General features: G+C 75.1%; 21 protein-coding genes. 5 read left to right on the top strand and 16 right to left on the bottom strand.

Features of this window, described 5'->3' with window-relative positions:
* Positions 1-741 precede the first annotated feature (741 nt).
* The 5 genes from hemB to ACVCAH_RS01905 are packed head-to-tail and all read right to left on the bottom strand — an operon-like array spanning position 742 to position 6,423.
* Positions 742-1,725 (bottom strand): porphobilinogen synthase, encoded by a 984-nt coding sequence (hemB, locus tag ACVCAH_RS01925; protein WP_447134275.1) that lies wholly within the window; start codon positions 1,723-1,725, stop codon positions 742-744.
* Between the two features lie 18 nt (positions 1,726-1,743).
* Positions 1,744-3,324, bottom strand: coding sequence for a uroporphyrinogen-III synthase (locus ACVCAH_RS01920; protein WP_447134274.1), 1,581 nt, complete (start codon positions 3,322-3,324; stop codon positions 1,744-1,746).
* On the bottom strand, positions 3,321-4,289 hold the full coding sequence (hemC, locus tag ACVCAH_RS01915) for a hydroxymethylbilane synthase (protein ID WP_447134273.1): 969 nt from the start codon (positions 4,287-4,289) through the stop codon (positions 3,321-3,323). Before hemC ends, ACVCAH_RS01920 begins: the two co-directional genes overlap by 4 nt.
* Entirely contained in the window at positions 4,286-5,656 is a 1,371-nt protein-coding gene (locus ACVCAH_RS01910; protein ID WP_447134272.1) for a glutamyl-tRNA reductase, read from the bottom strand. Before ACVCAH_RS01910 ends, hemC begins: the two co-directional genes overlap by 4 nt.
* A complete protein-coding gene (locus tag ACVCAH_RS01905; RefSeq protein WP_447134271.1) occupies positions 5,653-6,423 on the bottom strand; it encodes a redox-sensing transcriptional repressor Rex in 771 nt (256 codons plus the stop codon). Before ACVCAH_RS01905 ends, ACVCAH_RS01910 begins: the two co-directional genes overlap by 4 nt.
* A 390-nt stretch (positions 6,424-6,813) precedes the next feature.
* Between ACVCAH_RS01905 and ACVCAH_RS01900 the strand changes: the two genes are divergently transcribed.
* Positions 6,814-8,112 carry a sensor histidine kinase gene (locus tag ACVCAH_RS01900; RefSeq protein ID WP_447134270.1) on the top strand — a complete coding sequence of 433 codons (1,299 nt, stop codon included), beginning with the start codon at positions 6,814-6,816 and terminating at the stop codon, positions 8,110-8,112.
* A 70-nt stretch (positions 8,113-8,182) separates the two neighbouring features.
* The gene (locus ACVCAH_RS01895) at positions 8,183-8,836 is read left to right on the top strand and encodes a response regulator transcription factor (RefSeq protein WP_447134269.1); all 654 of its coding nucleotides are present in this window, start codon (positions 8,183-8,185) and stop codon (positions 8,834-8,836) included.
* A gap of 31 nt (positions 8,837-8,867) precedes the next feature.
* On the opposite strand, the gene ACVCAH_RS01890 is transcribed toward ACVCAH_RS01895, so the two are convergent.
* From ACVCAH_RS01890 to ACVCAH_RS01880, 3 genes are read right to left on the bottom strand one after another with little or no spacing between them, the layout of a single operon-like run.
* Positions 8,868-9,518: an HAD family hydrolase gene (locus ACVCAH_RS01890; RefSeq protein WP_447134268.1), complete on the bottom strand. Its 651-nt coding sequence runs from the start codon at positions 9,516-9,518 to the stop codon at positions 8,868-8,870.
* Positions 9,519-9,540: 22 nt separating this feature from the next.
* A complete protein-coding gene (locus ACVCAH_RS01885; RefSeq protein ID WP_447134267.1) occupies positions 9,541-9,792 on the bottom strand; it encodes a glutaredoxin family protein in 252 nt (83 codons plus the stop codon).
* On the bottom strand, positions 9,785-11,434 hold the full coding sequence (locus tag ACVCAH_RS01880; protein ID WP_447134266.1) for an AMP-binding protein: 1,650 nt from the start codon (positions 11,432-11,434) through the stop codon (positions 9,785-9,787). The genes ACVCAH_RS01885 and ACVCAH_RS01880 overlap by 8 nt, the downstream gene beginning before the upstream one ends.
* 781 nt (positions 11,435-12,215) lie before the next feature.
* On the opposite strand from ACVCAH_RS01880, the gene ACVCAH_RS01875 reads away from it, so the two are divergent.
* From ACVCAH_RS01875 to ACVCAH_RS01865, 3 genes are all read left to right on the top strand, one after another.
* The gene (locus ACVCAH_RS01875) at positions 12,216-13,172 is read left to right on the top strand and encodes an ECF subfamily RNA polymerase sigma factor, BldN family (RefSeq protein ID WP_447134265.1); all 957 of its coding nucleotides are present in this window, start codon (positions 12,216-12,218) and stop codon (positions 13,170-13,172) included.
* Positions 13,173-13,466: 294 nt separating this feature from the next.
* Entirely contained in the window at positions 13,467-14,345 is an 879-nt protein-coding gene (locus tag ACVCAH_RS01870; RefSeq protein ID WP_447134264.1) for a DUF5667 domain-containing protein, read from the top strand.
* A 188-nt stretch (positions 14,346-14,533) separates the two neighbouring features.
* Positions 14,534-15,409, top strand: coding sequence for an HAD family hydrolase (locus tag ACVCAH_RS01865; protein WP_447134263.1), 876 nt, complete (start codon positions 14,534-14,536; stop codon positions 15,407-15,409).
* A gap of 34 nt (positions 15,410-15,443) precedes the next feature.
* On the opposite strand, the gene ACVCAH_RS01860 is transcribed toward ACVCAH_RS01865, so the two are convergent.
* The 8 genes from ACVCAH_RS01860 to ACVCAH_RS01825 form a co-directional block, all read right to left on the bottom strand.
* The gene (locus tag ACVCAH_RS01860; RefSeq protein WP_447134360.1) at positions 15,444-16,301 is read right to left on the bottom strand and encodes a lysophospholipid acyltransferase family protein; all 858 of its coding nucleotides are present in this window, start codon (positions 16,299-16,301) and stop codon (positions 15,444-15,446) included.
* Between the two features lie 287 nt (positions 16,302-16,588).
* Positions 16,589-17,662 (bottom strand): NAD-dependent epimerase/dehydratase family protein, encoded by a 1,074-nt coding sequence (locus ACVCAH_RS01855; protein WP_447134262.1) that lies wholly within the window; start codon positions 17,660-17,662, stop codon positions 16,589-16,591.
* A 120-nt stretch (positions 17,663-17,782) separates the two neighbouring features.
* On the bottom strand, positions 17,783-17,884 hold the full coding sequence (locus ACVCAH_RS01850) for a 30S ribosomal protein bS22 (protein ID WP_007465623.1): 102 nt from the start codon (positions 17,882-17,884) through the stop codon (positions 17,783-17,785).
* 221 nt (positions 17,885-18,105) lie between these two features.
* Positions 18,106-18,315 (bottom strand): helix-turn-helix domain-containing protein, encoded by a 210-nt coding sequence (locus ACVCAH_RS01845; protein WP_007465625.1) that lies wholly within the window; start codon positions 18,313-18,315, stop codon positions 18,106-18,108.
* Between the two features lie 223 nt (positions 18,316-18,538).
* A complete protein-coding gene (locus tag ACVCAH_RS01840; RefSeq protein ID WP_447134261.1) occupies positions 18,539-19,723 on the bottom strand; it encodes an ABC transporter permease in 1,185 nt (394 codons plus the stop codon).
* Entirely contained in the window at positions 19,720-20,625 is a 906-nt protein-coding gene (locus ACVCAH_RS01835; RefSeq protein WP_447134359.1) for an ABC transporter ATP-binding protein, read from the bottom strand. The genes ACVCAH_RS01840 and ACVCAH_RS01835 overlap by 4 nt, the downstream gene beginning before the upstream one ends.
* 28 nt (positions 20,626-20,653) lie before the next feature.
* The gene (locus ACVCAH_RS01830; protein ID WP_447134358.1) at positions 20,654-22,045 is read right to left on the bottom strand and encodes an efflux RND transporter periplasmic adaptor subunit; all 1,392 of its coding nucleotides are present in this window, start codon (positions 22,043-22,045) and stop codon (positions 20,654-20,656) included.
* A gap of 71 nt (positions 22,046-22,116) precedes the next feature.
* On the bottom strand, positions 22,117-23,421 hold the full coding sequence (locus ACVCAH_RS01825) for a hypothetical protein (protein WP_447134260.1): 1,305 nt from the start codon (positions 23,419-23,421) through the stop codon (positions 22,117-22,119).
* Between the last annotated feature and the right edge of the window lie 69 nt (positions 23,422-23,490).

Below are 23,490 nucleotides of genomic sequence, written 5' to 3'. Positions count from 1 at the left end.
CGTCGCCGTTCCTCGCGGTCCACCGGGCAACGATGATAGGTCTCCGGCGGACGGGCCAGGCCGTAGAGGTCACCCCACCACTCGCCGGGTTCGGGTTCGATGATCGTGTCGAGATGGGCCGGGTAGCGCCGGCCGGCACCGTCCCGGGTGTCGTCCCAGGTCTCCATCGGCTGGATGATCCGGCCGTCCTGATCGACCACGACGAGGTAGAGGCCGGCGGCCCCGAGCAGCCGTTCGAGCACCGCCAGGCTCGGTGTCAACGTCCCGGCCTCGACCCGCGAGACGGTCGACGGCGCCACCTTGGCGAAACGGGCCATCCGGAGCTGGCCGACGCCGACCATGCGGCTGGCCCGCCGGACCAGGCCGGCGATGGGAAACCGACCGACGGTTGGCCCGGCGGCGGGCGGATCGAGCGCGGAGGGCATGGCCGAACCTTCCCCGGCCGTCCGGCTGCGGAGCAACCCCTGTGGACGAACCTGTGGACAACGCGCCGGGCGGCTGACAGACACCCTCGCACTGGCCCCTTTGCTCTGCTTCAACCAACGCACAGGATCCGGCCGCAAAACGCTGCGTGGGTTGAAGCAGAGCAAAGGGGGCAAGGGGGGCTACCCGCGGGGCGTCCGAACGGGGCCGCGGCCAGGTCGTCGGGCACGGCCGCGGTGCGCTTCCGGACGTGCCCGGTGGCCGTGCCGGCAGGCTTACCTGCCCGGACCGGGGTTGCCCGAGCCGGCCGAGGGCTCGTCAGTAACGGTCGCGGAGCAGTTGGGCGGCCTCGACCGCCCAGTAGGTGAGGATGATCTGCGCGCCGGCCCGGCGGATCGAGGTGAGCGTCTCCAGCATCACCCGCTCCCGGTCGATCCAGCCGTTCGCCGCGGCCGCCTCGACCATCGCGTACTCGCCCGAGACCTGGTAGGCGGCGACCGGGACGTCGACCGCCGCGCGGACCGCAGCCACCACGTCGAGGTACGGCAGCGCCGGCTTGACCATCACCATGTCGGCGCCCTCGGCGACGTCCAGCGCCACCTCGCGCAGCGACTCCCGCAGGTTCGCCGGGTCCTGCTGATAGGTGCGCCGATCCCCCTCCAGCGCCGACTCCACCGCGTCCCGGAACGGGCCGTAGAACGCCGAGGCGTACTTCACCGCGTACGCCAGCACGGCGACGTCGGTGTGGCCGGCGGTGTCGAGCGCCTTGCGGACCACCCCGACCTGGCCGTCCATCATGCCGGACGGCCCGACCACGCCAACCCCGGCGGCGGCCTGGGCCACCGCCATCTCGGCATACGCCGCCAGGGTGGCGTCGTTGTCCACCTCGCCGTCCTGGGTGAGCAGGCCGCAGTGCCCGTGCGAGGTAAACTCGTCCAGGCAGAGGTCGCTCATCACCACGGTGGCGTCGCCGACCTCGGAGACCACGTCCCGGATGGCCACGTTCAGGATGCCGTTCGGGTCGATCCCGCCGGAGCCCTCCGGGTCCCGCTGCGCGGGCACGCCGAAGAGCATGATCCCGCCGACGCCGGCCTGGACCGCCTCGACCGCGGCCTTACGCAGCGAGTCCCGGGAGTGCTGAAGCACGCCCGGGAGCGAGGCGATCGCCCGCGGCTCGGTCAGCCCCTCCTTGACGAACATCGGCACGACCAGCTCGGCCGGGTCGACGCGGGTCTCGGAGACCAGCCGCCGGAGCGCCGCGGTGCGGCGCAGCCGACGGGGCCGGATCTCGGGGTACGACATGCGGGCCTCCTCCTGCGACTACCGGAAGCGGAGGGCGGTCGGCCCCTGCACCTTCGAGCCGCGGCGCTGCTTCGCCGGCATGGCGGCGAGCTTCTCGCGCAGCTCGACGGCGTAGGCGGCGAGCGCCTCCACCAGGTCGGGCACCGAGGCGTGCGGCGGCTGGACGTCGACCCGCAGGCCGAACTCCGTCGCGGTCTCCGCCGTCTTGGGCCCGATGACGGCAACAACGGTACGCGCATGCGGCTTCCCGGCGATACCGACCAGGTTCCGGACGGTCGACGACGAGGTGAAGAGCACCGCGTCGAAGCCGCCCGACTTGATCGCGTCCCGGATCTCGGCGGGCGGCGGGGCGGCCCGCACCGTCCGGTACGCGGTCACGTCGTCGACCTCCCAGCCGCGCTCGGTGAGCCCGGCGGCCAGCGTCTCGGTGGCGATGTCGGCGCGCGGCAGCAGCACCCGGCCGACCGGGTCGAGCACCTCGTCGTGCGGCGAGAACTCGGCCAGCAGCCCCTCGGAGGACTGCTCCCCGGACGGGATCAGCTCCGGCTGGATGCCGAACGCGCGGACCGCGTCGGCGGTCGCCTCGCCGATGCAGGCGATCTTGACGCCGCCGAAGTGCCGGGCGTCCAGGCCGTGCTCGGCGAACTTCTCCCAGACCGCCCGGACCGCGTTCACCGAGGTGAAGATCACCCAGGCGTACCGGCCGTCGACCAGGCCCTTGACCGCCCGCTCCATCTGGGCCGGGGTGCGCGGCGGCTCCACGGCGATGGTCGGCACCTCGCACGGGATCGCCCCGTACGCGCGCAGCCGGGCGCTCATCACGCCGGCCTGCTCCTTGGTCCGCGGGACCAGCACCTTCCAGCCGTACAGCGGCCGGTTCTCCCACCAGCTGAGCTTGTCCCGCTGGCCGACCCCGGCGCCGACGGTGAGCACCACCCGGCCGGTGAAACCGAGCGCGGCGGCGACGAAGCTGTCCACGGTCGACGTGGTGGTGTACTGCGTCTCCCCGGTGCCGTCGCCGGTCACCCCGACGGCGGTGGCGCCGTCCACCCCGGCGGCGAGCAGGCCGTCCCGGACCGCGGCCAGGTCGCCCGCGTCCACGGCCAGCGCCAGCGAGCCCCGGCCGACGGCCGCGGCCAGCGCCTCGAAGTCCAGCGTACTGACGTCCTCGACGTCGGCCGCGGTCCGTACGCCCGGCAGCGGCACGCCCGCGTAGGTGGCCACCCCCTCGGCCTGGCCGACCCCCGGCACCACCTCGAAGTGCGCGGCGGTACGCGCCACCGCCTGCACCTCCTTGACCACCGAGTCGTGGCCGAACGGGTCACCGGCGACCAGGTGCACGGCGTTCAGCCCGGAGCGGGCCGCCGAGATCAGCACCTTCGCCACGTCACCCGGCGCGCCCTCGGCAGGCGTGAACTGGGCGTCGGTCTTGGCCTGGGCGCGGACGGCGTCGAGCAGCGACTCGGGGACTCCCCGGTCGTACACCACCTGGTCGGCGTCGACCAGGGCGTCGTGCGCCCGACGGGTCAGCAGGCCCGGATCGCCGGGACCGGCCCCGACGAACGCGATACGGCCTACGGGCTTACGGGTGCGGGTCATTCTGTGCTCCCAAATTGCTGGGTCCCCGGGCCGGCGTGTCCTTCTTGGCCGAGGATCGAGTCGGCGCCGAGGTCGAGGAGTTCGGCGGCGAGTGCCTTGCCGATCTCCGCCGCGTCGGCGGGCGTACCGGTGCGGGACAGCCGGAGGTCACGCGTACCGTCCGGACTGATCACCGCCCCGCGCAGGTAGATCTCCTCGCCGGCGTCGCCCTCGGCGAGTTCGGCGTAGGCGGCGACGGGTGCGCTGCACCCGGCCTCCAGGGTGGCCAGGAACGCCCGCTCCGCGACGACCGCGGCGCGCGACGGTGCGTGGTCGAGCACGGCCAGCAGCTCGACCAGGTCCGGGGCGTCGACCCGGCACTCCACCGCCAGCGCACCCTGGGCGGGCGCGGGCAGCATCAGCATCGGGTCGAGCGTCTCGGTGACCACGTCGGTGCGGCCCAGCCGGGCCAGGCCGGCCCGGGCCAGCACGACGGCGTCCAGGTCGGCCTCCGAGCCGAGCACCCGCGCGAGGCGGGTGTCCACGTTGCCGCGGATCGGGGTGACCTCCAGCTGCATGCCGAGGGCGTGCAGCTGGGCGATGCGGCGCAGCGCGCCGGTGCCGACGGTCGCGCCGGGCGGCAGCTCGGTGAGCGTCCGCCCGTCGCGAGCGACCAGCGCGTCGCGCGGATCCTGCCGCGGCGGCACGGCGGCGATGTGCAGCCCGGGCGCCGCGGCGGTCGGCAGGTCCTTGTAGGAGTGCACGGCGAAGTCGATGGTCCGCGCGACGAGCGCGTCGCGCAGCGCGGAGACGAAGACGCCGACCCCGAGCCGGTGCACCGGCGCGGCGGAGCGGTCGCCGGCGGTGACCACCTCGACCAGTTCGACCGGGCGCCCGGTGGCGGCGGTCAGGGCCTCGGCGACGTGGCCGGACTGGGCCATCGCCAGGGCGCTGCCCCGGGTACCGAGGCGCAGGGGCGTGCTCATCGCTCACCTCCGGCGGGCGGGGTGACGTCGGCGGCGCCGAACGCCGTGGTGACGTCGGAATCCATGACGTCGGGGACGGTGTCGACCGGTGAGGTCTGCGGGACCTGCAGGTCGAACAGCTCGCGCAGCAGCGCCGCGTACTGGTCGCCGCCGGGCTCCGCGGCCAACTGGCGGACCCGCACAGTCGGCTGGTGCAGCAGCCGCTGGACCACGCGGTGCACGGTGCGGGCGACCTCGGCGCGCTGGTCGTCGCTGAGGTCGGGGCGGCGCTGGGCGAGCCGGCGCAGCTCGGCGGTGACCACGTCGTCGGCGCGCCCGCGCAGGGCGGCCACGGTCGGCGCCACGTCCGCCCCGCGCAGCCAGGTGAGGAAGCTCTCCACCTCGCCGGCGACGATCTGCTCCACGGCGGCGGCGTCGGCGGCGGCCGGGCCGTCGGCGAGCAGCGCCGCCATCCGGTCGATGTCGATCACCTCGACGCCGGGCAGCTCGGCGACACCGGGCTCGACGTCGCGCGGGACGGCCAGGTCGAGCAGGACCAGCGGGCCCCGGCCCGGGTCGCGATCGGCCAGCGCCCGGGTGACCGTGTCCAGGGTGAGGACCGGTTCGGTGGCCGCGGTGGCGGCCACTACGATGTCCACTGTGGAGACGGTGGCGGTCAGTTCGGCCATCGGGGCCGCGGCGGCGCCGTACGACTCGGCCAGCCGGACGGCCCGGTCGGCGCCCCGGTTGGTCACGGTGAGCGGCCCGGCGCCCAGCCGGGACAGCGTCGCCACGCCCAGCGAGCCCATCGCGCCGGCCCCGACCACCAGCGCCGGACGGCCGGCGAGGTCACCGTCGAGGTGGCCGGCCGCGAGCTCCAGCGCGGCGGTGACCACGCTCTGGCCGGCCCGGTCGATGCCGGTCTCCGCGTGGGCCCGCTTGCCGACCCGCAACGCCTGCTGCATCAGCTCGTGCAGCAGCCGCCCGGCGGTGTCCGCCCCGCTGGCCCAGTGGTAGGCGTCGCGGAGCTGGCCGAGGATCTGCGCCTCGCCGACCACCATCGAGTCCAGCCCGGCGGCCACCCGGAAGACGTGGTCGACCGCGGCGGCGTCGTAGTGCACGTAGAGGTGGTTGGCGAGCGCGGCCGGCGGGCTGCCGGCGTGCTCGGCCAGGACGGCGCAGATGTCGCCGAGGCCGCCGTGGAAACCGGACACGGCGGCGTAGACCTCCACCCGGTTGCAGGTGGAGACCAGCACCGCCTCGGCCACGTACGGCTGGGCGACCAGCCGGTCCAGGGTCCGGGTGAGGTCGGCCGGGGCCACCGCCAGCTGTTCCAGCGTGGCGACCGGAGCGGTGCGGTACGACGCGCCGACGACGAGCAGTTTCACGTGCCGATCGCCTCCTGGGTCTCGGTGACCGCGAGCCCGCCCGGCAGGGCGGTGAGGGCGGACCCGCCGGTGGCGGGGAGCGCGGTCAGCGACGCCTTGCGGTGCTCGTGGAAGGACAGGATCTGCAGCTCGATGGCGAGGTCGACCTTGCGCACGTCGACCCCCTCCGGGACCGAGAGTACGCACGGCGCGAAGTTCAGGATGCTCGTCACACCGACCGCGACGAGCTGGTCGGCGACCCGCTGGGCGGCCGAGGCGGGGGTGGCGATCACGCCGATCGCGATGGACTCCTCGGCGGCGACCCGGGGCAGCTCGTCGACGTGCCGGACGACCAGGCCGTTGATCTCCTCGCCGACCCGCGACGGGTCCGCGTCGAGGAGCGCGGCGATCCGGAAGCCGCGGCTGGCGAAGCCGTCGTAGCCGGCCAGGGCGTGACCGAGGTTACCCACGCCGACCAGGGCGACCGCCCGGCGCTGGGTGAGCCCGAGCACGAACTCGATCTGCTCGATCAGCAGCGCCACGTCGTAGCCGACCCCGCGGGTGCCGTACGAGCCGAGGTGGGACAGATCCTTCCGCAGCTTCGCGGAGTTGACGCCGGCGGCACTGGCCAGCCCCTCGCTGGACACCGTCTCGTGGCCCGTTTCGGCGAGATTGTGCAGGGCGCGGAGGTATTCGGGGAGCCGTGCGACGGTCGCCTCGGGCAGGTCCGGTAGCGCCGGTACGGCACCGGCGCGACCGGGCGCGCCAGGGTGACGGTGCTGACTCATGAGACTCCGTGCGGTGCGATCCTCGACCAACTCCACCGGCCGGCCGTTTCGGGACTCCCGCTGGCGACCGAGATTGCCGGCTGTGCTAGCAGGGCGCGTCGGAATTACAGAGTAGGCGCTTGTGAACGCACGCACAAATCGCGATCTTGACAGCTCGCGACGCGGCTCCACCAGGCTCTCCATTCCGCAAGATCAATCCGGCAACCAGTGCCGGCGCCGCTCGGCAATTATTGCTCAATCCCGACTTCTCTGACCAATCGCGCGACCGCGCGTCGCGGCCCGACCGGCAAGCCGCGCCCGCCCCGCCGGGCGCCGGTAGGGCCAGCCCTACGGCGGAAACGGCGGCCGGCGGGATGGGTCCGGCCCCACCGCGCTGCCTAGCCTCGTGACATGACCGCTGTTCCCGCCGCCGCCCAGCCGCCGCTGGCGCCGAGCATCCCCCGCCAGCTCTTCCTCGACTCCGGGTACGTCCTGCTCGGCCTCCCGCTGGCCCTGGCCAGCTTCGTCGTGCTCGTGGTGGGCCTCGCCGCCGGCCTCGGGCTGGTGGTGACGGTGATCGGCCTGCCGATCCTCAGCGGCACCCTCTACGCCGCCCGGGGACTGGCGGACATCGAGCGGCTGCGGCTGCCGGCCGTGCTGCGTCAGGCCCGGATCCGCCCGCAGTACCGGCTCGCCGAACCCGGCGCCAGCGCCTGGCGGCGGATCTTCGTGCCGATGGCGGACGCCCAGTCCTGGCTCGACCTGGCGCACGGCATCTTCAAGCTGATCGTGGCCATCATCACCTTCGTGGTCACGCTGGTCTGGTGGGCCGGCGCCGTCGCCGGCTCGCTCTACTGGGCGTACGACTGGGCGCTGCCCCGCGCCGACCCGGAGGACGTCGACCTTCCCCAGCTCCTCGGCCTGGGCGACTCGACCACCGCCCGGATCGGCCTGCACACCGCGATCGGGCTGTTCTTCCTGATCACCCTGCCGATCGTGGCCCGCGGCTGCGCGCTGCTGCAGGCCAGCTTCGGCCGGGCGATGCTCACCGGGGTGGCCGAGATGCGCAACCGGATCACCGTGCTGGAGGAGCAGAAGCGGGCCGCCGTGTCGGCCGAGGCCAGCGCGCTGCGCCGGCTCGAACGCGACATCCACGACGGCCCGCAGCAGCGCCTGGTCCGGCTGGCCATGGACCTGAGCCGGGCCCGCCAGCAGCTCGCCACCGACCCGGAGGCGGCCGGACGGACCCTGGACGAGGCGGTCACCCAGACCCGGGAGACCCTCGCCGAGCTCCGCGCGCTGTCCCGGGGCATCGCCCCGCCGATCCTGGTCGACCGGGGGCTGCCCAGCGCCCTCGCCGCGCTCGCCGGGCGCGGGTTGATCCCGATCGAGCTGCGGGTGGATCCGGACCTCGGCACCCCGGCCGGGCGGCTCGACCCGGCGGTGGAGAACACCGCGTACTTCGTGGTGGCCGAGGCGCTGACCAACGTCGCCAAGCACAGCCGGGCCACCGAGTGCCAGGTCGCGGTGGCGCGGCAGGACCAGCGGCTGGTGGTCGCCGTGGGCGACGACGGCCAGGGCGGGGCGCACCTGGCCAAGGGGCACGGGCTGGTCGGGATCGCCGACCGGGTCCGCGCCGCCGGCGGCCGGCTGGACGTGGTCAGCCCGGCCGGCGGGCCCACCGAGGTCCGCGCGGAACTGCCGCTGTGACCGAGGTACCCGCGGTCCGCGCGCCGCGACCGCCCGTGGGCGGGGTCGGGACGTGGTAGACAACAGCACCATGCGGATCGTGATCGCGGACGACGCCGTGCTCCTGCGGGAGGGGCTGATCCGGCTGCTCAGCGAGCGGGGGCACCAGGTGGTGGCCGCGGTCGGGGACGGCGAGGCGCTGGTCGAGGCGGTGGTGGCGCACCGGCCCGACGTCTCGATCGTCGACGTGCGGATGCCGCCCTCGCACACCGACGAGGGGCTGCGGGCGGCGGTGGAGGCCCGCCGGCTGGTGCCCCGTACGCCGATCCTGGTCCTTTCCCAGTACGTCGAGGTCTCGTACGCCGACGACCTGCTCGCCACCACGGGTGCCGGCGGGGGCGGGATCGGCTACCTGCTCAAGGACCGGGTGGCCGCGATCGACGAGTTCCTCGACGCGCTGGACCGGGTGGCCGGCGGCGGCACCGTGCTCGACCCGGAGGTGGTCGGCCAACTCTTCGCCCGGCGCCGCCGCGACGACCCGCTCCGCGAGCTGACCCCGCGTGAGCGGGAGGTGCTCGCCCTGATGGCCGAGGGCCGGTCCAACACCGCCATCGCGCGCACCCTGGTGGTCAGCGACGGGGCCGTGGAGAAGCACGTCCGCAACATCTTCACCAAGCTCAACCTGCCGCCCGACACCGAACAACACCGCCGCGTCCTGGCCGTCCTCGCCTACCTCCGCAACTGACCCCCGCCCCTCGGCCAGGGGAGGCCCGGGATCAGGGGAGGGTTTGGGCTAGTTTGACCGCTTCGGTGAGGGTGTCGGCAACAGGGTGGCCGGAGGCGAGCAGGCGGTCGGGGTCGGTGAAACCGCCGGTGTAGAGGACCGCCCGGGCGCCCACCGACGCGGCCGCGTCGGCGTCGTCGATGGAGTCGCCGATCAGCACCACGGCGCCGCCGTCCAGGCCCAGCTCGGCCAGGTGCCGTTCCAGCGACTCGGCCTTGCGGTCGCCGCCCACCTCGGCCCGCAGGCCGTCCACCCGGACGAAGTGCCCGCTCAGCCCGTAGGTGTGCACGGTCGGCACCAGCTCGTCGTGGAACCACATGGAGAGCAGCGACTGGCTGCCGGGCCAGGCCGCCATCGCCGACGAGGCGTCGTGCGCCAGCTCGCAGGTGGTCAGCCCGTCCCGGTACGCGTCGTGGAAGATCCGGTCCAGCCGCCCGAACGCCTCGTCGTCGACGGCCTGGCCGAGCACCTCGGCGTAGTAGTCGGCGACCGGCCGGCGGAACCTGACCCGGTGCTCGTCGGCGGTCACGCTGGGCCCGCCGACGCTGGCGAACGCGGCGTTGGTGGCGGCGACCACCAGGCTCAGGTCGTTGAGCAGGGTGCCGTTCCAGTCCCACACCAGGTGGGTGCGCGCAGGGGTCATCGCCGCACCCTATCCAACCCCGTTACAGCTGCGGGGTGGTCAGGTCCCGCAGCAGCCGCTCCTCCTCCACCCGCCAGTAGCCGTGCTCCTTGCCGTCGAGCAGCACCACGGGCAACCGGTCGCCGTACTCGCGTTCCAGCTCGATGTCGCCGGTGACGTCCTGCTCGACCCACTTGTCGCCGGTGACCGCCACCACCCGGTCCAACGCCGCCTTGGCGTCGTCGCAGAGGTGGCAGCCGGGCCGGGTGATCAGGGTGAGTCGGGGTTCACGCATCGGTGTCCTCCGTGCTGCTGGCGCCGGCCGGAGCCGACGGGCGGTCGCCGGCCGGGGCCGCCGGGGACGGCACCGGCCGGAGCAGGGTCTTGCGCACCTTGCCGATCGCGGAGTGGGGCAGCGCGTCGACGAACTCGACGGCGGTCGGGCACTTGAACCGGGCCAGGTTGCGGGCGCAGTGGGCGAGCAGTTCCTCGCCGGTCACCGGACGCCCCGGCGCCAGCACCACGTACGCCCGGACAGTCTCGCCGGTCCGCGGGTGCGGCACACCCAGTACCGCCGACTCGGCCACGCCCGGGTGCGCGGAGAGCACCGACTCGACCTCGTGCGGATAGACGTTGAAGCCGTTGACCAGGATCAACTCGCCGATCCGGTCGACCAGGAAGAGGTCGCCGTCGGCGTCGGCGTACGCCACGTCGCCGGTGGCCCACCAGCCGTCCGCGTCCGGCCCGCCCCGGCCGTCCGGCCAGTACCCGGAGAAGAGGTTGGCCCCGCGCACCACGATCTGCCCCGGATCGGTGCCCGGCGCCGAGTCGGCGAAGTCCAGCTCGTCGGCGTCCTCGTCCGGCTCGGCCGCGCCGTCGCGCCACAGGTCAGCGCCGTCCGGGCCGACCAGCCGCAGCTCGACGCCGGGCAGCGGCCGGCCGATCGAGCCGGCCTTCGCGACTCCGCCGACCAGGGTGGTGGTCAGCACCGGGGCGGTCTCGGTGAGGCCGTAGCCGACGTGCACCGGGTGGCCGGCGACCTCGGCGTAGCGCGCCGCCACGGCCGGCTCCAGCGGCGCCGCGCCGCAGACCGCGACCCGCACCGACGCCATCGCCGCGGCGGTCGCGCCGGCGTCCGCCGTGGACCAGGCCAGAAACATCGACGGTACGCCGACCAGCACGCTGACCCCGTGCCGGGCGATCTCGGCGAGCCCTCCGTCGGCGCCGAGGTCGTCGACGAGCACCCCGGTCGCGCCATGGTGGACGACCGCGCCGAGCCCCGAGTTCAGCCCGTACGCGTGAAACAGCGGCAGCGCCAGCAGCACGGGGTCGTCCGGGCCGACCACCGGCGGTTCGATCCGCTCCACCTGCTCGTGGTTGGCCAGCAACGCCCGGTGCGAGAGCATCGCGCCCTTCGGCCGCCCCTCGGTGCCCGAGGTGTAGAGCAGTACCGCGAGGTCGTCGCCGTGCCGGGCGGGGAACGGGCCGCCGGTGGCCGACCGCCGGGGCGGCGTGCTGTGCACGGCGGTGAGCGCGGGCAGTTCCCCGGCGACGCCGGCCACCAGGTCGCCGACCCGGTCCGTGCCGATCAGCACGGAGGCGCCGGAGTCGGCGAGCACGTGGCGCAGCTCGGGGGCGGTGAATCCGGGGTTGACCGGCACCGCGACCAGCCCGGCCCGGAGGGCGCCGAGCAGGCCGAGCACGAAGTCCGGCGAGTTGGGCAGGGCGACCGCGACGCGCGCGGGCCGCCCGGCCGGGTCGGCCGCCGGCACCGCCGCGGCCAGCGCGGTGGCCACCTCGGTCACCGCCGCGTCCAGTTCGGACCAGCTCAGGGTCTGCTCGCGCCAGTGCAGCGCGGGTCGGTCGCCATGGGCGACGGCCGCCCGGTGGAGCCGGTCGGCGAGGTTCGGCGCGGAACTGTCGGCTGCGTCCTGCACGGTGGCTGAGTCTGGCACAGCGCGGGCCCGCCGGCCATGCCGGAGCGGCCCGCGCCGGGCGGGGCGTCCACCGCCGGCCGGAGTGGAGCGCGGGGCAACCGGTGCGCTGGACGCCGCCCGGTCCGGGACGTCGCCGGCGAGCGGCTCTCCCCCGTACGACGGGCGGACGGGGCCGGCCGGAGCGGCCGCTGGCGGTCGGGACGGGGGCGGATCGTCCGGTCGGCGGGGCGGCGCAGCCGGGTCGGTGGGGCGGGCTCCTCCGGGCGGGGGATGGGTCCCGTGGACGGGACACGCCGATGACGACGCCCGGGACAAGATCAGTCCCGTCGACAGGACGCACCCGGGCCGGCTCGACACCGGGCCGGACGCACCGCGGCACCGTCCGCCCGGGACGCTCAGCGAACCTGGTTCACGCCGATGACCAGGGTTTCCACTCCGGACCATCTGCCAATCCGAAAGTCAACCGCACACGACGGACAACCGGTCCGCCATCCGTGCGACGCGGCGGGAAATACTTCCGCCCTGTGTAACGGACTTGCCACGCGCGGGTGACGTTGGCCCCTATCATCACTCGGGTCGGCTCACCCCATTTGCCGTGAGTCGACACCCCTCAGCCCGAGGAGGCCCCCGTGCCTGTGAGCGCATTGGACCAGCACCTCAAGGGGATCTGCCGCCCGTCGGCACACCCCCGACCCGCCGTGCCCGACCACCTACCCGACCGGGTGTCGCCGCCGACGCACCGGCCGGCGTGCTCGGCCGCCGGCGGGACGGAGGCGGCCCGGTGACGACCTTCGGCTACGCGGAGCGCCCCCTCGGCCTGACCGGCCCGGCGGCCCGCCCCACAGTGAACGAACGGCTCGCCGCCCGCGGCCCGGTGGAGGACACCGGCAGCCTCCCGGCCCGGGGGGAGGGCGCGTCGAACCGGCTGCGCAGCCGGCCGCACCACAACGACCCGCCGCCGCGACCGGCCACACCGGGGGGAAACGCGAAGCCGGTCGGCGGCCGGGTGGCGGTTCCCGCCCGACCGACCATGCCGGCGCAGGGACGCCGCACCGGGGAGCCACCCGCGGTGGCCGACCCGTCGACGACCGAGACCGCGGTGCTCCCCGCGGTGCCGGCGGCCGCCCCGGTCAACGCCTCCACGGGCTACCCGAGCCGGCCGGACCCGTCCGACCCGGCCACCGAGGTCTGGGCCCTGGTCGAGCGCGCCCAGGCGGGCGAGTCCGAGGCGTTCGGGCTGATCTACGACCGGTACGTCGACACCGTCTTCCGGTTCGTCTACTTCCGGGTCGGCAACCGGCAACTGGCCGAGGACCTCACCTCCGACACGTTCCTGCGCGCGCTGAAGCGGATCGGCAGCTTCACCTGGCAGGGCCGGGACCTCGGCGCCTGGCTGGTCACCATCGCCCGCAACCTGGTCGCCGACCACTTCAAGTCCGGCCGGTACCGGCTGGAGGTGACCACCGGCGACGTGCTCGACGCCGACCGCGAGGACCGCGGGCCGGAGGGCAGCCCGGAGGCGGCGGTGGTCGAGCACATCACCAACGTGGCCCTGCTCAGCGCCGTCAAGCAGCTCAACCCGGAGCAGCAGGAGTGCATCGTGCTCCGCTTCCTGCAGGGCTTCTCGGTGGCGGAGACGGCTCGGGCGATGGGCAAGAACGAGGGGGCCATCAAGGCGCTCCAGTACCGGGCCGTCCGGGCCCTGGCGCGGCTGCTCCCGGACGGCTTCCAACCGTAGTCCCATCAACGGGACTCGCTTTCGCCGATCGGCGTTTCCGCAGCTCAGCGCCCTTCTCGTCGAGTGAATCCGGTCACTTTCCGTGATTTCGCCCCCGTCGGCCCCGTAACCCGTGCCCGGTGCGGACCGTTTCTCCGGGTGCGACCGGTTGGTAGCTCCGGACATCCCCCCGGGCCCCCGAGAGGTCCGGCGGTATGGCCGACCACGAACGTGCGTCCGTGGTGCCCTGCCGTCACCGGTCGTCGGCGACGACAGCGGCCGACCGGCCGTGACCAGCGAGAGGAGGTGCCTGCGGTGGACAGCAACCTCTTCTCCCGTCGGCGCGCCGAGCGCTTCGCGCAACTTCTCGACGAGGCCAACGGCGGCCGACGCCACCACGTCCGGTCCCGGGGCGACGACCAGCTCGCCGCGCTCGTCGCGGTCGGGCAGCGGCTGCGCACGGAGGCGCCGGCCGTCGAGGTCGACCCGGAGTTCCGCACCGGGCTGCGGGCGATGCTGCTGGCCACGGCGGAACGGGAGGGCATCGGCGCTCCCGCCGCGGCGGAACCGGCCGCCCAGCGCTCCACCGCCAGCACCGGCCGCGGTCCGCTGCTGCCCGCCGTCACCGCGCGCCGGGCCCGCGCCCGGGGTGCCATCCTGGTCGGCATCGCCGCCGGGGCGATCGCCGTCTCCGGCATCTCGGCGGCCAGCGAGAACGCGGTGCCGGGCGACGCGCTCTACGGGATGAAGCGCTCGACCGAGCGGGCCCAGCTCGCCCTGACCAGCTCCGACATCAGCCGGGGGCAGCTCTTCCTGGACTTCGCCCGCACCCGCTTGGGCGAGGCGGCCGCGCTGCGCGGGGACGACGCCGGCTTCAGCGCCGTGCTCGACGACATGGACGCCGACACCCGCCAGGGCGTACGGCTGCTGACCGGCGCGGCGGTGCAGCGCTCCGACCCGGCGGCGCTGGACGCGGTGAACTCCTTCCTGACCGGGCAGCGACGGGCGGTGAACGCGCTGCTGGACGACACCACCCGGGCCGAGCGGGACCGCGCCCGGCGCTCGCTGGCCCTGCTGGACGCGATCCGCAAGCGCTCCGACGCCCTGCGCGCCGCGATCACCTGCGGCCTGCCGGCTCCCGTCGCCAGCGACGCCCTCGGCCCGGCCCCGGCCGCCTGCCCCACCGGCCGCTGACCGCGCGGTCCCGCCCCGGCGAGCGCTGCCGGCCGCGGACGCCACGACCGTCGACGCCCCGGTTCCCCCGGCACCAGCCGGGGAGCCGGACGCGCCACAGTTCACCCGTCGGCCGGCCGGCCGACGCCTTCTCCCGGCTACCCTCGCGGGGAGGCCCATGTCGCGCCGGTCGAGCGGAGGGAGGTCGCGTGGCCCGCAGCCGTAAGGTGACCGTCAGCACCGACGCCCACGGTCACACCGCCGGCTGGGCGGAGACCGACCCCGCGGCGCCCACTCCCCCGGCGCCGGACCCGGCCGCGGCGGCCTTCTTCGACGTGGACAACACGATGATGCAGGGCGCCTCGATCTACTGGTTCGCCCGCGGGCTCGCCGCGCGCAAGTACTTCACCACCGGCGACCTGGCCCGGTTCGCCTGGCAGCAGCTCCGGTTCCGGTTGCTCGCCACCGAGCACGCCGGGGACATGTCGCAGGCCAAGGAGGCGGCTCTCGCCTTCATCGAGGGCTGGCGGGTGGAGGACGTGGAGCGGCTCACCGAGGAGATCTTCGACGAGCTGATGGCACCCCGGATCTGGACCGGCACCCGACGGCTGGCCCAGCGCCACCTCGACGCGGGCGAGCGGGTCTGGCTGGTCAGCGCCGCGCCGGTGGAGATCGGCCGGGTGATCGCCGCCCGCCTCGGGCTGACCGGCGCGATCGGCACGGTGGCCGAGATCGTGGACGGCGCGTACACCGGGCGGCTGGTCGGCGACCTGATGCACGGCCCGGCCAAGGCCGAGGCGATCACCCAGCTCGCCACGGTCGAAGGGCTGGACCTGGCCCGCTGTGCGGCCTACAGCGACTCGGCGAACGACCTGCCGATGCTCTCGGCGGTCGGCCGGGCGGTGGCGGTCAACCCGGACGGCACCCTGCTGCAGCAGGCCCGGCAGCTCGGCTGGGAGGTGCGGGACTTCCGCACCGGCCGCCGGGCGGTCAAGATCGCGGTCCCGTCCACCGCCGCCGCGGGCCTGGTCGCCGGGGCGGTCACCGCCGGGATGGCGCTGCACCGCCGCCGCCGCGGCAGCTGACGGCTCCCGTCCGCCTCGCCGGCGGGACGCGAGGTCAGGGGCCGAACGGGTCCGGCCGGCGCTCCAGCAGCTTGTGCAGGGTCTGCTGGATGGTCTCCCGCACCTGGTCGGCGAGGTTGAACACGACCAGCGGGTCGTCCGCGGAGTCGGTCAGGTGGGCCGTCGGGATCGGCGGGCAGAATTCGATCAGCCACTTGCTCGGCAGCGGCACCATGCCCAGCGGCCCGAGCCACGGGAAGGTCGGGGTGATCGGGAAGTACGGCAGCTTGAGCAGCCGGGCGAGCGGCTTGATGTCGGCGAGCATCGGGTAGATCTCCTCGCCGCCAACGATGGCCACCGGCACGATCGGGGTGCCGGTGCGCAGCGCCGCCGAGACGAACCCGCCCCGGCCGAAGCGCTGCAACTTGTAGCGCTCGGAGTAGAGCTTCCCGACGCCCTTGAAGCCCTCCGGGAAGACGCCGACCAGCTCGCCGTTGCCGAGCAGCCGCTCCGCGTCCGGGTTGCAGGCCACCGTGCCGCCGGACTTGCGGGCCAACTCGGAGACCACCGGCATCCGGAAGACCAGGTCGGCGCCGAGCAGCCGCAGGTAGCGGTGCGCCGGGTGCCGGTCGTGCAGGGCCGCCGAGAGGATCAGCGCGTCCAGCGCCACCGTGCCGGAGTGGTTGCCCACCACCAGGCCGGCCCCGTCGGCCGGCACGTGCTCGATGCCGGTGACCTCGGTGCGGAACCAGTCGCGGTAGAGCAGCCGCAGCAGCGGATGGAAGACGGCGCTGGTCAGCTCCGGGTCGAAGCCGAACTCGTCCACCTCGTAGTCGCCGGAGAGCCGCCGGCGCAGGAAGGCCAGGCCGTTCGCGACCTTGCGGTCCCAGTGGTCGCCGGGCCGGTCCGGCACCGCCGGCCCCCGCCGGGCTCCGCCGTCGCCGGCCCTGCCGGCGTCCGCCCTCGGCGTCACCGGCCGGTCGGCGGTCGGCGCACCGGCCGGAGCGTCGGTGGCCCGCTGGTCGGGGGCGGGCGGGTCGTCGGTGGCGGCGTCGCCCGCCGCGGACACCACCGGCTCGTCGGTGGCCGCGGTGTCCGGCTCGTCGGCCGCGGGCCGGTGCCCGTTGGCCCGCGCCGCACCCGGGTCGGCCACGGTCAACGGTACGTCGTACCGGCGGTCACGCTGCTCCTCGGGCCCGGTCACGAGCGCTCCCGTACGGCGGCCCGGACCTGCCGGATCCCGTCCAGCACGAGCCGCTCGGCGGCGGCCAGCTGGTCCCGGGACACCACGACACCGCCGTGGTGGGCGCGGATGAAGTCGTCGAACGCGGCCGCGGTGGAGCGGGGCGTGAAGCCGTACTCACGCTCCAGCCGGCTGGTGTCGACCACCCGGCCGTGCACGAAGAGGTCGACCTGGTCGAGGCCGTAGCGGCCGAAGCCGAGGTTGCGGGCGAGCGCGGCGGCCCCGGAGAGCCCCGGCTCCAGCACCGGCACGGCGACCCGGCCGGCCCGGCGGATCGCCTGAGAGAGGGAGAGCACCCCGGGCCCGGCGACGTTGTAGGTGCCCGGGTGGTCCTCCACGATCGACCGGTGCAGCACCTCCAACGCGTCGTCGAAGTGCAGGAACTGCAACCGGGGGTCGCGGCCGAACACGGTGGGCACCACGGGCTGGGAGAAGTACCGGGTGAGGGTGGTGTCGGCGGTCGAGCCGATGAACGGCGCGAAGCGCAGCACGGTGGCGGTGACGTCGGGCCGGCGCCGCCGGAAGCCGCGGACGTACCCCTCGATGTCGAGGATGTCGCGGCCGAACCCGCCGCGCGGCACCTCGCGCGGCTCGGTCTCCTCCGTGAACACGGCCGGGTCACGGAACGACGCCCCGTACGCGGCGGTCGACGAGCGGACCACCAGCTTGCGCAGCCGCGGCGCGCGCTGGCACGCGGCGAGCAGCTGCATGGTGCCGATGACGTTCTGCTCCTTCATCGCCGACCGGCCGCCGTGCTGCGGATCCGGGGCGGAGACGAGGGCGAGGTGCACCACCGCGTCCACCTCGAGGTCGGCCAGCAGCCCGCCGAGCGAGCCGGCGTCGACGCGGATCCGCTCGACCCGGTCGAGCAGGTCGGTGAACTCGGCACCGGGATCCGGCGGGTCGACGCCGATGACCCGCTCGATCCGCGGGTCGGCGGCGAGCCGGGCGGCGACGTGCGCGCCGAGGTAGCGCCCGACCCCGGTCACGACGACGACCCCCGGAGCACCTGGGGTGCCACCGGGGGTCATGTCTCGCACCTCTCCCGGCAGGTGGGATCGAGCCGGGACAGCCACGGCCTGGTCACCTGAGCCTCCGGGAGTCGACAGTTGGCGAGTGACGGCGGACGCCGGGCCGAGGCCCGGCTCCGGTCACTTGCCGAGACGGCGACGCTGGACGCGGGTCTTGCGCAGCAGCTTGCGGTGCTTCTTCTTAGCCATGCGCTTGCGGCGCTTCTTGACCACCGAGCCCATACGAAAGCCTTTCGATGCAACGTGCGGGGCGACCGGATGACACCACCCTCCGGTGGCGTCGGCGACCGCTTGCGGACAACGGACCGGACCAGCTCGGGGGCGGCAGGACGCACCGGCGTGCGGTCACGGTCGGGTCCAGGGTAGCCGGAGAGCTTCAGCAGGACCAACGCGACCCCGTCGACGGGCGTCAGCGCGCGCCCGCCGGGGGACTCGCGGGTGGCTCAGGCGGTTTCCTGAAAGGCGCCCCGGAGATATTCGTGCACCGCGTGCTCGGGCACCCGGAACGAGCGGCCCACCCGCACCGCGGTCAGCTCACCGCTGTGCACCAGGCGGTAGACCGTCATCTTCGACACCCGCATCACCGTCGCCACCTCGGCGACGGTCAGGAACTTGACCTCCGACAGCCGACCGTCGGACTGCGACCCGGCCATGGCTCACCGACCCATCCCATGCCCGGCGCGTGCCACCGGACGGATCCTCCCGCCCGGAGCGGCGAACGCGCGTGTTACCAGTACGGTAGCGGGGCCGCTGTTACCGGCGCGATCCCTTCGTACAACTGATCATAATTCGGCCCCCGATTCACCCGTTCCGACCTGCCGATATCCGCCTGGCTACGCCCGGTGTCCCGTTGCCCGTACGGCCCACCGGAGGGGCTCACTCGGCACGGAGCGCCACCACCGGGTCGAGGCGGCCGGCCCGCTGCGCGGGCACCACACCGAAGACGATGCCGACCGCCGCGGACACGCCGAACGCGAGCGCCAGCGACCACCAGGTGATCGCCGCCGGGATCGGGGACAGGGCGTCCACCAGCAGGGCGGTGCCCACCCCCAGGGCCATCCCGGTGAGCCCGCCGACCGAGGTGAGCAGTACCGCCTCCAGCAGGAACTGCACGCCGATGTCCCGGGGTCGGGCGCCGACCGCCTTGCGCAGGCCGATCTCCCTGGTCCGTTCCCGGACGCTGACCAGCATGATGTTGGAGACGCCGACCCCGCCCACCAGCAGCGAGATGCCCGCGATCGCCGCCAGTACGCCGGTGAGGACGCCCAGGATGTCGCCGAGCACGCCGAGGATCTGCTCCTGGGTCACCGCGCTGAACTCGGTGCCCGGGTGCCGGCGGGTCAGCTCCGCCACGATCCGGTCACCCAGCTCGTCGATCCGCTCCCGGTCCGGCGCCTTCACCGCGATCCCGTCGACCCGCTGGGTGCCGTAGAGCCGCTGCGCGGCGGTCACCGGCACGTGCACCTCGTCGTCGCGGTCCACGCCCAGGCTCTGGCCGAGCGGGGCGAAGACGCCGATCACCCGGAACCGCACCCCGGCCACGGTGATCTGGCGGCCGACCGGGTCACGGTCGGGGAAGAGGGCGCGCGCCACCGCGGCGCCGAGCACCGCCACCCGCCGGCTGGTGTCCACGTCGGAGCCGCTCAGGTAGCGCCCCCGGGCCAGCTCCCGGGTGAACACCGACGGGGTGGTCTCCAGCACGCCCTGCACGGTGCTGAAGTCGGCCCGGCTGCCGGCCCGTACGGTCGCGCCGGAGGCGACGGTCACCGCGACCCGGTCGCGGTCGCCGACCACCCGGGCGACGGCGTCCACGTCGGCCAGGGTGAGCGGGGAGACGGCCGGGGCGGCGCCCACGTCCAGCCGGCCGGGCACCACCAGCAGCAGGTTGGAGCCGAGCCCTTCGACCTGCTGCTCGACCTTCCGCTTGGTGCCGGTGCCGATGGCCACCAGGATCACCACCGAGGCGACCCCGATGATCACGCCGAGCATGGTCAGCGCGCTGCGCAGCCGGTTCGCCCGCAGCGCGCCCAGCGCCACCCGCCACGCCTCCGCCACCCTCACGAGCCGGATCCGTTCGGGTCGTCGGTGGGGCCGGACGGCGGAAGGCGCCCGGTGGCTCCGGTGGCGCCACCGGAGCCACCGGGCGGGCACCCCGGGCCGCTTCCGGACGCGGACCGGGGCTCCGCGCTGGGAGCGGCCACCAGTGTGTCAGGTCCCGCCACGCCACCGGACAGCGGTCGATCATGAAGCTCCGGCCGGCCCTCGACGGGCGCCGGCGCGGCGGTGTCCGAGGCGACCACGCCGTCGCGCAGGGCGATCTGCCGCCGGGCCCGGGCGGCCACCTCGTGGTCGTGCGTGACCAGCACCAACGCGACGCCCGACTCGGTGTTGAGCCGCTCCAGCAGCTCCAGCACCGCCGCGCCGGTCACGCTGTCGAGGTTGCCGGTGGGTTCGTCGGCGAGCAGCACCGCCGGGTCGGTGACCAGTGCGCGGGCGATCGCGACCCGCTGCTGCTCGCCCCCGGAGAGCTGGTTGGGGCGGTGGTTCAGCCGGTGGCCGAGACCGACCCGGTCGAGCATCGCGGCCGCCCGGTCCCGCCGCTGCCGGGCGCCGATCCCCCGGTAGACCAGGGGCAAGGCCACGTTGTCCACCGCGGAGGTCCGCGGCAGCAGGTGGAACGCCTGGAAGACGAAGCCGATGGTCCGGTTCCGCAGGGCCGCCAGCTCCGCCGCGGAGAGCGCCGCCACGTCCCGGCCGCCGATCACCAGCCGGCCGCCGGTCGGCCGGTCTAGCCCGCCGAGCAGATGCATGAGGGTCGACTTGCCGGAACCGGACGGCCCGACCAGGGCCACGTAGTCGCCGGGGGCGACCGTCAGCGACACTCCGCGCAGCGCCGGCACCGACACCCCGTCGAGCTGGTAGGTCCGGGAGACGTCCGTCGCCTCGACGGCGGCGGGTGCCACGCTCACCGGGGCGCCGCGGGTGGACACGTCACCGCAGCTCCTGGCCGTCGCGGACCTGGTCGGTACCCCGGACCACCACCCGGTCGCCGGCCCGCACGCCGCTGACGATCTGCACCAGATCCTCGCCCTGCACCCCCAGGGTCACCGTGGCGCGGTCGGCACGGCCGTCGCGGACCAGCCAGACCGCGTCCCGGCCGTCGGCGGAGAAGACCGCCGAGGCCGGCACGGTCACCGCGTCGGCGGCCTCCCGCACCCGCAGCCGTACCACCGCGTTCATGCCGGGGCGGGGTGCCGGCGCCGCCTCACCCTCGCCGTAACTGCCGGCGTCGAGGCTGAGGCGCACCCGGTAGGAGACCCCGCCCCGGGCCGAGGTGGTGGGCAGCACGTCGACCGAGCGCACCGTCGCCGGATAGGTCGCGCCGGTCACCGCGTCCAGTTCGGCGGTGCCGGCCAGACCGGGGCGCACCAGCAGCACGTCGGTCTCGTCGACCTCGGCGAGCAGGCCCAACGCGCCGACGTCCACGATGGTCAGCACGGGCGTGCCGGCGGTGACCGGGCCGCCGACGGGCACCGCGTCGTCCACGCCCTCCGGCGGCCGGGCCCCGAAGGGTGCGAAGGCGGACGGGTCCAGGCCGGCCGCCGCGCCGCCCGGCGCGCCGAGCAGGTCGTCGAGCGCCGACCCGCCCGCGGCGGCCGTCCCGCCCGGCTGCACCACGCCCGCGATGGGGGCGCGTAGGGTCAGCGCGTCCACGGTCGCCTTCGCCAGGTCGTACGCCTGCCGGGCCTGGAGCCGTTGCGCGGCGGAGAGCGCACCGACCGCCGAGTCTATGCCGGCGACGCCCCGCTGCACGGCGCGGACGGCCTGGTCGGCCGCCCGGGCCGCGGCCCGGTACTGCTCCTGCGCGGCGGCCACCTGCGCGAGCAGCGCCCCGCGCAGCCGCGGATCGCTGATCTTCCCGGCGGCGGTACGGGCCGCCCGGAACGCGTCGGTGGCGGCCCGGTCGGTTCCCCGGCGGGAACCGCCCAGCTCGATGCCGCCGGTCCCCCGCCCGGCCCGCTTCGCGGCGGCGAGCGCCTCCCGGGCCTGGCTGAGCCGGGCCTGCGCGGACGGCGAGTCGATCACGGCCAGCACCTGGCCCTTCCGGACCCGCTGGCCGGGTTGGACCCGCAGGCTGACGAGGGTGCCGTCGGCGGCGGCCGTGAGGGTCGCGGCCGCGCGGGCGGTGACGGTCGCGGGCGCGTCCACCACCTCGGCGACCGGGGCGCGTTCCGCGGCCGCCAGCGCGACGTCGGGCTGCTCGTCGCCGCAGGACGCGCCGGCGGCTCCGGTCAGGACGGTGACGGCCAGCAGGGCGGTGAGCAGGCGGGGCCGCGTCGCTGCGCGCAGCCGCGGCGAGTGGGTGCGGCGCACCCCGTCGATCTTACGAACGCGGCGCTACCAGCACCATGCCGCGGAGCCGGTGCGGATCCCCGGCACCCGGCCGGTCGCGCTCAACCGGACAGGCCGCGGACGTACCCGACGCACGCGTCGTGCAGGGCCGGCCAGGGTTCGCCGAAGACCTCCTCGGCGGCCTCGGTCACCGGCCGGCGCTCGTGCACCACCGCCCGGAAGAAGGCGAGCAGCCGCTCCTGCCCGAAGCGGTCGACGAGGTGCCGGACCGCCAGGTAGGAGATGCCATAGCTGCCGGCGACCCGGTCGGCCGGGGCGTCGTCGGCCGGGTTGAGGTCGTCGAGCCGGCCGGTCCAGCCGCCACCGGCCAGCCGGCGCACCTCGTCCAGCCCCTCGTACCGGTCGACCGGTTGGCCGTCGACGCCGGCGAACTCGGCCAGCCCCTCCACCAGCCACCAGGTCGAGGTGCCCGGGTAGCCGCGGTCGGGCAGCGATGCGGCGTGCGTCAACTCGTGCCGGAGCAGGTCGTCCAGCCCGCCGGGGGTGACCCCGTCGGCGTTGAGCACCACCTCGTGGTGACCGCCGCCCACGGTGACCGCGTACCCGCCGGTCCACTTCGGCCGGCCGCCGCCGTACCAGCGCTCCCACTCGGTGCGGCCGGCGTAGAAGACCCGGTACCGGTCGGGCGGCGCGCCGTCCACCACGTACGAGTCGGCGACCCTCGCCGCCGCCTCGGCCTGGGCCAGCAGGCGGAGCAGTTGCCCGCGCATCGCCGGGGTGGTCGCCACCAGGGTGCGCGCGCCGACGGCGACCGCCAGCTCGCTGAGCTCCCACGGCCGGGTGCCGGTGGCCGCCGACCGGGACTCCTCCACCGCGACCAGTCGGGGCTGGGCCCCGCCCTCCCGCCAACGGGTGCCGATGAGCACTGGGCTGGGCCGGCAGTCCGGCGTCACGAAGCAGTAGCGGAACTCCACCAGCAGGCGCCACTCCCCCGGCCGGTCCGCAACGGTCTCCGGCAGGCCGTTGGGGCTGGCCTGCCAGACGGCCACCCGGAGCGCCCGGAGCGCGGCGAAGCGCCGCCGCAGGTCGGGGTGCGCGGCCGGCTCGGCCACCGCCAGGAAGCCAGCCCGGTCCCCGGCGAGCAGGGCGCTGGCCTGCCGGTCGAGCTGCGCGGTCATCCGCTCGGCGAGCTGGCGGGCGGCGAGCGTGGCCGGGTCCGCGGTGGGGGTGCCGAGGCGGTCCACCACCGCCCGGGCGCCGGCGTCGCGCACCACCACGACCAGCAGCGCCGCGGGCAGACCGCAGGTCAGTAGCAGCAGGACCACCGTGAGGGCCGTCCACAACGGCCGGCGCCGGCGGGTGGGCGACTCGTCCAGCCGGTCGTCACCCGGCGCCCCGTCAGTCACCCGCCGAAGGGTACGACCCTGCGGCCGATCCGGCGAGGGCGACCCGGCGGATCGCGGTGTCCGACCGGC

The organism is Micromonospora sp. LZ34 (genome assembly GCF_052981855.1).
Note: the sequence above shows the minus strand (reverse complement) of the source record. Positions and strands in the feature narration are given on the sequence as shown.